This is a genomic window from Pseudoalteromonas sp. P1-16-1b, assembly GCF_001401785.1.
Lineage (GTDB): Bacteria > Pseudomonadota > Gammaproteobacteria > Enterobacterales > Alteromonadaceae > Pseudoalteromonas > Pseudoalteromonas undina.
Genome location: NZ_LKGQ01000001.1, coordinates 340,002 through 347,147, shown reverse-complemented (window position 1 = coordinate 347,147; position 7,146 = coordinate 340,002). Strand labels below are relative to the sequence as shown.

4 protein-coding genes are annotated in these 7,146 nt (G+C 40.8%); 1 reads left to right on the top strand and 3 read right to left on the bottom strand.

From position 1 onward, the window contains the following. Positions 1–564 precede the first annotated feature (564 nt). The 3 genes from AN392_RS01410 to AN392_RS01400 all read right to left on the bottom strand — a co-directional run bounded on the left by AN392_RS01410 (position 565) and on the right by AN392_RS01400 (position 5,297). Entirely contained in the window at positions 565–2,589 is a 2,025-nt protein-coding gene (locus AN392_RS01410) for a S9 family peptidase (protein ID WP_055011607.1), read from the bottom strand. Positions 2,590–2,743: 154 nt separating this feature from the next. After that, positions 2,744–3,484, bottom strand: coding sequence for a 5-oxoprolinase subunit PxpA (locus AN392_RS01405; protein ID WP_055011606.1), 741 nt, complete (start codon positions 3,482–3,484; stop codon positions 2,744–2,746). A 1-nt stretch (position 3,485) separates the two neighbouring features. Then, positions 3,486–5,297 carry a glycoside hydrolase family 3 protein gene (locus tag AN392_RS01400; RefSeq protein ID WP_055011605.1) on the bottom strand — a complete coding sequence of 604 codons (1,812 nt, stop codon included), beginning with the start codon at positions 5,295–5,297 and terminating at the stop codon, positions 3,486–3,488. A 303-nt stretch (positions 5,298–5,600) separates the two neighbouring features. On the opposite strand from AN392_RS01400, the gene AN392_RS01395 reads away from it, so the two are divergent. Next, complete coding sequence (locus AN392_RS01395) at positions 5,601–7,115, top strand: sensor domain-containing diguanylate cyclase (protein ID WP_055011604.1); 1,515 nt, start codon at positions 5,601–5,603, stop codon at positions 7,113–7,115. The last annotated feature ends 31 nt before the right edge of the window (positions 7,116–7,146 follow it).

Here is a 7,146-nt window from a genome sequence, read left to right as displayed (position 1 = left end):
AGGGGCGATTTACTCTTTGTTGCTCGGTTTTTACTTAGCCCACTAGGTTACAAACCTCGCGCCGCGATTAAACCGCCCCTAGTTTGAACGAATTTTAATCCGCAAAGGTCAACAGACCCTAAGCTACTAAAAGCAGATCACGATTTAACTAGCTAGTTAAAATACAGATCAGGTTTTAACTAACAAGGTTAAAAACAGCCATTCTCTTCATCATTAAGGGTCGATTTGCCTTTCTAATCCTCAATTTGAGCATCTAAACGCTTAATTTAAAGATTTTTAACTGGGGTTTAGAAAGTAATAAACCGATTTTTTACTAACTGTCGCACCTTATAAAACATTTTTTTACTAACTGAGGGCTTGTAAACAGTGACTCAAACCGAATTTTTACTAACTCAAAGGGTCTGAGTTAGTATAAACCGAATTTTTACCAACTCAGTTTGAAGCTAAGTCCGATATTTAGTTAAAGTATGTAAGGGATTACTCACATTATTGCTGTAAAGGGGGTTTACACTTGTGAGCTTCGAGCAACGAGCTTGTATAGCTCGTCACTCATAACTCTACGTTTTATTTCGAATTCTTATCAAACCACCACTGAATGTAAGCCACTTTAGTCATTAAATTTGATGGACGGGCAGTTATACCATGTGAAGCGTTTGGAATGCGCACCATCGCGGTATCAACCCCCTGTAATTTTAAGGCTTGATAAAACTGCTCTGTTTCTGAAATTGGCGTACGATAGTCTGCTTCACCAGTCAGAAGCATGGTTGGGGTTTTAACATTGCCAACATAACTGATTGGTGAGCGCTTCATGTAATGCTCAATATGGTCCCAAGGTTTACCCGGAAACCAATAATCGGCAAAAAACGGATAGAAGTCAGCAGTTAGTACAAAGCTGATCCAATTAATCACAGGCTTAGCAACAACAGCTGCAGCAAAGCGATCCGTATGGCCTACAATCCACGCGGTTAATACACCGCCGCCAGAGCCACCGGTAACGAATAATTTAGACTCATCAATAAAGCCTTTATCGGTTAGCGCGTCAACACCAGTCATTAAATCATCGTAATCATTGCTAGGGTAATTATGATGAATGGTTTGCGCAAACTCTTTACCGTACGAGTCACTGCCTCGTGGGTTCATGTATAAAACGACATTTCCTTTAGCGGCAAATAGTTGTACTTCGGCACTAAAGTGAGGGCCATAGTTAGCAACAGGGCCACCGTGAATTTCAAGCACCAGTGGGTATTTTTTTGATTTATCAAAACCCGGAGGGTAAGCAACCCAGGCTTGTATTGGTAACTCGTCGTGGCTTGATTTTAACCATAGCTCTTCAACCTTAGCGAGCTGCTTAGTTTGTAGTGCATCTGAGTTCAAATCGGTTAAACGCTTTACTGAGCCACGCTTTATTGTTGCAACATCAGCTGGACGCTGAGTATCAGCAAGTGTAAATGCAATATCGCCATTTTCACTAATATCAAAATCACCACCAGAATAAGGGCGGCCAAACGCCACACTTCCTATTTTTTCAGTAATTACTTTACGTTTACCGCTTCGAGGTTGATAAGCAAGTGCGGTTTGGCCTTCATCGGCATAGCTAAAATAGAGGCCTTTTGAATTTGCGCTCCACTTTATTTGGCCAACGCTGCGATCGAAATCGCTAGTCAGACTTTGAGTATCGCCAGTTTTCAAATCACGAATATAAAGCTGAGTATTTTCATAGTTAGTGCGCTTGTCGTCGTAGCCAGTATAAGCAAGGTACTGACCGTTTGGTGAGACCTGAGGTTGTTGATCTGGCCCATTACGGTCGGTCAGTGGGGTGATCTTTAACGTGCTTAAATTAAGTTGGTACACTTCACTATTGGTAGGCTTGAGCGCATGTTCAGCGTGTCTATTAGCTGAAAAATAAAGTGATTCGCCGTTTTTGCTAAAGCTTACACCCCCATTGTAATCAAAGTTATCGTTAGTGAGTTGTTGTGCATTGCCGCCATTCGCATTAAGAGTAAATAGCTGATTAAACCCTTTTTGACTATAGCCACTGCCATCTGCACGGTAGTAAACATCGTCAATAAATTTAGCTGGCTCTGCCCAGTTAGCACCTTTAGGTTTGCCAGGCAAACTGACAGGAGGTGAGCTTATTTCAGGAACAAACATACTAAACACCAGTTGTTTAGAATTAGGTGACCAAGTTATTGAGCGAGGAGCATTCGTAAGGTTACTAATTTTTGCCACAGCTCCAGTTTTAAGCCACTTCATGTATATTTGATAACTGCCATCTCTGTTAGAGATAAACGCAAGGCGCTGCCCATCGGGTGACAACACAGGCGAGTAGTCCATAAATACACCTGATGTTAAGGGCTGCAGTTGTCCTGTGTTGTAATCAACAGACCAAATATTACCGACTTTGCGATCGGTTTTAATATCCATGCGGTTACGAACGAAATACACTGTTTTACCGTCTTCGGTGATGTCTATTTGGTTGGCATATTCTAAGTTGAATATATCTTGAAGTTGCAATGTGTGTGTATTGTCGTTTGCGCTGGCAAAATGGCTTGCGCTAAATATAAGACTAAGTACTAAAACCTGTTTCATTATTAATCCCTGTTGTTAACTTATGAACAGTTATAAGTGAGGGATTATTAAATTAACAGCACAATGCGATGAAGCCCATAATTAACTCTATGATTGAATTAATTCAGTGAGGTTACAAAAGCTGTAAAGGGGGTTTACAGCTTAATCTGTATTTTTAACTTGAACTATTGGCTGAGCAAAGAGCTTTAATCTCTTCAATAATTGCAATGCCTTGGGGGTTATCGCCATGCACGCAGATGCTGTCAGCAACTAGTTTCAACGATTTTCCAGATTGAGTAGTTACACTGTTACCGGTTAAAAGCTGTTTAACCTGAGCTAATAATGCGTCTTTGCTATGCACACTGCCCGGTATATTTCGTGCTACTAATTGCCCTTGGTCAGTGTATTGCCTGTCTGCGAACGCCTCTAATATCAGTGTGAGCCCAAGGTGCCGTGCCATTGTTTGATGTAGCTTGGCATCGGCTGTGGCGAGTATCATCAACTTTAAGTTAGCAGGGTAACTGGCAACCGCACCCATAACAGTGGTAAGCAATTGCTGGTTTTTCATCATGTCGTTATACAGCGCACCATGGGGTTTTACATAGCTAAGGGTTAGCCCTTGTACTTTTGCCATGCCATCAAGGGCGGCTATTTGATAGTGCAAACATTGAGTGAGCTCAGCTACATTCATACTCATTGAGCGCCTACCAAATCCTTGTTTATCAGGGTAGCTTGGATGAGCGCCAATCATAACATTATGTTGTTTAGCTAGCTTGAGGGTATGCGCCATTACACTCGAATCACCAGCATGAAAGCCACAAGCAATATTTGCCATATCAATATGGGGCATAACGTCGTTATCAAGGCCCATTTGCCATGCACCAAAGCTCTCGCCTAAATCACAATTAAGTTTCATATTAATGGCTCTTCGATTGTTTAATAGTGACTGGTAACTGGCCTTTTGCAGGGGCTTGGCCAAATAATACTTTTGCCAGTGCAGTAAAAGCAGGCCCAGACACCAGATCGTTTTTATCTACATCAATATTATAAGCGTATGAGGCAAGCACTGCATCAGCATAGTTACCAAATTGAGCAATATCATACGGTGCTCGCAAACTAATAAATACCGTTGGAGTGTTTTTTTGTTTAGCCATTTTTAGTAATGATTCAAGCGCTTTGGGTTGCTCTGCGTTATTTAAGGCAAAGTTTGGGTTATCGGCTAAATCATCCATACCGCCAATTTCCACGGCACTTTGGTTCGGCGTTGCATTGCCAGCAATAACAATACTTGCTTGGTTTATGTTGCCCTGCGCTTCACCTGGGTCAAAGCCCTGTAAGCTGCTGCAACTAAAACTGAGTGGTTGTGAACTTAACGCACTAATTGCTTGTTGCATTGCCATGCACTTGCGGGTGTCGGGCATAATAATATGAATATGCTGATCAGCACCAAGTTTAAGCGGCAAGATATTATTGTTATTTTTTATTTGGGTAATTGCTGCTAATGCCAGAGATGCTTCTAATTCACGATGTGCTTTATTACCAATAATGTGTTTCGCATTAGTCAATGCATTAATGGGGTTAGGCAAATCGTTTAATTTAAACTTACTTTTAAGCGAGGTAATACGCTGCGTCGAATGGGCAATTTCATGTGCGTCTAGTTGCCCTGTTTTAACCGCACTAATTAAAGAGTCAATGAGCGCATCAAGTTTATTTATATCCTCAGGCGTTCTAATTTCTATTGGCATTAGCGCAATATCAACCCCAGCTGCAAAAGTGTTTACAACTGCTTGGGTAGGGCTGAAAAAATGGCTAATACCGGCCATATCCAGTGCATCGGTTACCACTACGCCTTGATAGTTAAGCTCTTTACGAAGAATATCGGTCATGATTTTACGCGACATTGTCGCGGGTTTTATCATTTGCTTACCCTCTACATTGGTTAATGTACTGCTATCAAGCTCAGGGTATTGAATATGCGCGGTCATTATCATCCCAGGACTATGCTGCTCAATAATGTGTTTAAAGGGCGCTAAATCTTGAGCGTAAATAATTTCTTTTGAATGCATCACTTTAGGTAAGCCGGTATGGCTATCTACATTGGTATCGCCATGTCCTGGAAAGTGCTTTATAGCGCTAATAACCCCGTTTTTTTCAAATTCACTAACTTGTGCCGCACCCAGTACCGCTACTTCATCGGGGTTTTCACTAAATGAGCGTACATTAATGACCGGATTGTCAGGATTCATGTTCACATCAACGGTTGGCGCATAATTTACATTAATGCCAAGCGCTGAGAGTTCAGTAGCCAATACGTTCGCCGTTTGGGTTGCGAAATAAGTGCCATGCTCAGGGTAAGTTGCGCCAATTGACATATTACCGGTGAATGAGGTGGCCACATCGCGTGGCAGTCGAGCTACTCGTCCACCTTCTTGGTCAATAGAAATAAACAGCGGTAAGCCTGATTTTGATGCAGATGCAGCTTGTTGTAGTTGCTGATTAAGGCTAATAATTTGTTCGATGCTTTGGGTATTTTCAGAAAACAAAATTACCCCGCCAATATCATAACGACTAATTGCTTTTGCAAGAGTGTCGGGCAATTTGGTTAATGGCGTTCTGCAGCGTTTACTACTGCCTTGGTCACAAAAATAGCGTAAATCGAGCATGAGCTTTTGCCCAAGTTGCTGTTTAAGTGACAGCGCAGAATCGGCAAAAGAAGATTTTATTGGCATGAAACATCCGATTAAAAAAAGAGAAGACGATAACAAGTACTTATTTAGCAACACACACCCCAAGGCTAAATAAAAATAAAGTGCACGCAGCTTAACTATTATTGAGCTTAACTGCAAAACTCAGCAAATATAAACCGTATGATTTAATTATCCTTAAAATAACAAAAATTAGGCCACTTAGTTCTATTTATGTATTATATTAATTGTGTATGCAGTGCATAGCAGTCGTTTTTATTTGCTTAGGATGATATTAAGTTGCGTTTTCGATTACCATTTACTTTTAACCTCAGGCAATTAATTCTTTTGTTAGCTATGCCCGCTGCAGCTGCTATTTTGTTTAGTGGTTTATATATTAGTTATCAGGTTCAAAAAGAACGAGTTATTGAAGATACCCTGCAAAGTAATCATGTATTTGCTAGTAAGCTAGCTTCAGCAACTGAGCACTTTTTAGCAGCAGCAATGCAGCAACTTGAGTTTTCAGCCAGTATTATTGCTGAAGATATTACCAACACTGAGTTACTCCAAGCTGAAACCAACCGCCTTTTAGAGCAAACTCAGAGTTTTAATTCGGTTGCTATCAATATGCAAGGTGTGGTTAAAGCAGCTTCACCTGTGTCTTTAAATATAATTAATAAAACCGTTAATTCAGTCCACTCTAAGCAGGCTCTTAAATCGCAGCAGCCGCAGGTTAGCCTACCTTACATTTCGCTGGCTAATAATTTAATTATTGTTGTCTCCTATCCTCTGTTTGATCTGGCAGGGAATTATTATGGTTATATTGGCGGTAGCTTTTACTTAGAGCAGCAGAGTATTTTAAATGCCTTGTTAAAACAGCATAGTTACGATGGCGGGGCTTACTTTTATGTGGTTGCTGATAACAAAACCTTACTTTACCATCCTGATTCTAAGCGCATTGGCGAGCAAGTATCTAATAACCCAGTAATAGAGCGAGTGTTGCAAGGTGAACGTGGTTACACTCGGATTTTAAATAGTCAAGGAACAGCTATGCTTGCTGGGTTTGCGCCCGTTAAGCTCGCGAATTGGGGGATTGTTGCCCAGCGAAGTGAAGCGACAACACTTGCAAAACTAGATACTTTTCAAGGGCAGGTGCTTAAGCGAATGTTACCCATAGTACTCATTACTTTTTTATTAATTGCTATGTTAGCTCACTATATTGCTAAGCCATTAAGACTGTTAGCCGATAGCGCTAACTTATCAACCGATAAGAAAAACGTAGAACACCTCAAAGGTATTAAGTCTTGGTACTTTGAAAGTCAGCAGCTTAAACATGCAATGCTAGAAGGCGTTCATACTTTGCAATCGCAAATGGGGCAATTACGTCAAGATGCACTCACCGATCCGCTAACTGGCGCGCATAATAGGCGGGGCTTAAACATATTGCTTGAAAACCTAATGGATAAGCAAATACCGTTTGCTGTGCTTGAAATTGATATCGACTTTTTTAAACGGGTTAATGATACGTTTGGCCATGATACGGGTGATGAAGTATTAAAAAACCTTACTCATATTATACAGTCGTTATCGCGCAAGCATGATATTGTGGCACGCACTGGTGGAGAAGAGTTTTTACTGGTGTTGCCAAACGAAAATAGTGATAGTGCATTTGTTATTGCTGAGCGTTTACGCAACCAAGTAGCCACCACATTGATGGCAAAAGTAGGCTATATAAATGTATCGATTGGTATCGCTACTTGGCCACAGCATAGCGATGATATTAACCAAGTATATAAATGTGCAGACAAAGCGCTCTATCACGCTAAAGAAACGGGTCGTAATAAAAGTGTGATCGCCAGCTAAAATTAAATTTATTTTTAAAAATTAACTTACC